Below are 2,992 nucleotides of genomic sequence, written 5' to 3'. Positions count from 1 at the left end.
TACAGAACGAAGGCTCTTCGGCGCAGTACGTCTTCACCGCCACCCTGAGCCATGCCTCCCAAGGCGTGACCACGATCACCACCGACAAAGGTGTGATCACCATTGCCGACGGTGAAACCACCGGCACTCTGAAGATCGATGCTGCCAACGGCGAAGATGTCTACAAAGACGGCTCCGAACTGGTCGCCACTATCACCGGCGTGAACGGCCCTGGCTTTGAAAAGCTGGAAGTCAAAGACGGCAGTGGCTCCGCCACCGCGAAGGTCGTGGACACCGAAACTGCCTCGACCGTCAGCCTGTCCGGCTCGGTACAGAACGAAGGCCCATCGGCGCAATACGTCTTCACTGCCACCCTCAGCCACGCCTCCCAGGGCGTAACGACGATCACCACTGACAAAGGTGTGATCACCATTGCCGACGGTGAAACCACCGGCACCCTGAAGATCGATGCTGCCAACGGCGAAGACGTCTACAAAGACGGCACCGAACTGGTCGCCACTATCACCGGTGTAGACGGCCCGGGCTTTGAGAAACTCGAAGTTAAAGACGGTTCGGCGACGGCTAAAGTAGTCGACACCGAAACTGCCTCGACCGTAAGCCTGTCCGGCTCGGTACAGAGCGAAGGTTCGACGGCACAATACGTCTTCACTGCCACCCTCAGCCACGCCTCCCAGGGCGTGACGACGATCACCACCGACAAGGGTGTGATCACCATTGCTGATGGCGAAACCACCGGCACCCTGAAGATCGATGCTGCCAACGGCGAAGACGTCTACAAAGACGGCACCGAACTGGTCGCCACTATCACCGGCGTAGACGGCCCGGGCTTTGAGAAACTCGAAGTCAAAGACGGTTCGGCGACGGCTAAAGTAGTCGACACTGAAACCGCCTCGACCGTCAGCCTGTCCGGCTCGGTACAGAACGAAGGCCCATCGGCGCAGTACGTCTTCACTGCTACCCTCAGCCACGCCTCCCAAGGCGTGACGACGATCACCACCGACAAAGGTGTGATCACCATTGCCGACGGTGAAACCACCGGCACCCTGAAAATTGATGCGAGTAACGGCGAAGACGTCTACAAAGACGGCTCCGAGCTGGTTGCCACTATCACCGGCGTGAACGGCCCTGGCTTTGAAAAGCTGGAAGTCAAAGACGGCAGTGGCTCCGCCACCGCGAAGGTCGTGGACACCGAAACCGCCTCGACTGTCAGCCTGTCCGGCTCGGTACAGAACGAAGGCCCATCGGCGCAATACGTCTTCACCGCCACCCTCAGCCACGCCTCCCAAGGCGTCACGACGATCACCACCGACAAGGGTGTGATCACCATTGCCGACGGCGAAACCACCGGCACCCTGAAGATCGATGCTGCCAACGGCGAAGACGTCTACAAAGACGGCTCCGAGCTGGTTGCCACTATCACCGGCGTAGACGGCCCGGGCTTTGAGAAACTCGAAGTCAAAGACGGTTCGGCGACGGCTAAAGTAGTCGACACTGAAACCGCCTCGACCGTCAGCCTGTCCGGCTCGATACAGAACGAAGGCCCTTCGGCGCAATACGTCTTCACTGCCACCCTCAGCCACGCCTCCCAGGGCGTGACCACAATCACCACCGACAAGGGTGTGATCACCATTGCTGATGGCGAAACCACCGGCACCCTGAAAATTGATGCGAGTAACGGCGAAGACGTCTACAAAGACGGCTCCGAGCTGGTCGCCACTATCACCGGCGTAGACGGCCCGGGCTTTGAGAAACTCGAAGTCAAAGACGGTTCGGCGACGGCTAAAGTAGTCGACACTGAAACTGCCTCCACCGTCAGCCTGTCCGGCTCGGTACAGAGTGAAGGCCCATCGGCGCAGTACGTCTTCACTGCTACCCTCAGCCACGCCTCCCAGGGCGTGACCACGATCACCACCGACAAAGGTGTGATCACCATTGCCGACGGTGAAACCACCGGCACCCTGAAAATTGATGCGAGTAACGGCGAAGACGTCTACAAAGACGGCTCCGAGCTGGTCGCCACTATCACTGGTGTAGACGGCCCGGGCTTTGAAAAGCTGGAAATCAAAGACGGCAGTGGCTCCGCCACCGCGAAGGTCGTGGACACCGAAACCGCCTCCACTGTCAGCCTGTCCGGCTCGGTACAGAACGAAGGCCCATCGGCGCAGTACGTCTTCACCGCCACCCTCAGCCACGCCTCCCAGGGCGTGACCACAATCACCACCGACAAAGGTGTGATCACCATTGCCGACGGTGAAACCACCGGCACCCTGAAGATCGATGCCGCCAACGGTGAAGACGTCTACAAAGACGGCTCCGAGCTGGTTGCCACTATCACCGGCGTGAACGGCCCTGGCTTTGAAAAGCTGGAAATCAAAGACGGTTCGGCGACGGCTAAAGTAGTCGACACTGAAACCGCCTCGACTGTCAGCCTGTCCGGCTCGGTACAGAACGAAGGCCCATCGGCGCAGTACGTCTTCACTGCTACCCTCAGCCACGCCTCCCAAGGCGTGACGACGATCACCACCGACAAGGGCGTGATCACCATTGCTGACGGCCAGACCACTGGCACTCTGGAAATTGCTGCAGGCAACGGTGAGGACGTCTACGTTGACGGCAGCTCGTTGACTGCCACGATCACCGGTGTAAACGGTCCTGGCTTTGAAAGCCTGGGTATTAAAGCGGGCAGCGGCTCTGCTACTTCGACGGTGGTGGATACCCCTACTCCGTCGACTGTTAGCCTGTCCGGCTCGCAGCAATTCGAAGGCCCGTCGGCGCAATACATCTTCACCGCCACCCTGAGCCACGCCTCCAAAGGCGTGACCACGATCACCACCGACAAGGGCGTGATTACCATTGCTGATGGCGCAACCACCGGCACCCTGAAAATTGATGCGAGTAACGGCGAAGACGTCTACACCGACGGCAGCTCGTTGACCGCCACGATCACCGGTGTAAACGGTCCTGGTTTTGAAAGCCTGGGTATTAAAGCGGG

The 2,992-nt window shown here is 59.4% G+C and carries 1 protein-coding gene; it reads left to right on the top strand.

Going from position 1 to position 2,992, the window contains the following annotated elements; all coding sequences use genetic code 11:
* On the top strand, positions 1–2,992 hold a 2,992-nt coding region (locus I5S59_RS26335; RefSeq protein WP_332262099.1), incomplete at both ends, for an immunoglobulin-like domain-containing protein.

Origin of the sequence: Pseudomonas alkylphenolica (assembly GCF_016009175.1) — a bacterium.
In the GTDB taxonomy this organism is placed as follows: Bacteria; Pseudomonadota; Gammaproteobacteria; order Pseudomonadales; family Pseudomonadaceae; genus Aquipseudomonas; species Aquipseudomonas alkylphenolica_B.
The sequence above is the reverse complement of the archived record's forward strand: the minus strand, read 5'-3'. Positions and strand labels throughout refer to the sequence as shown.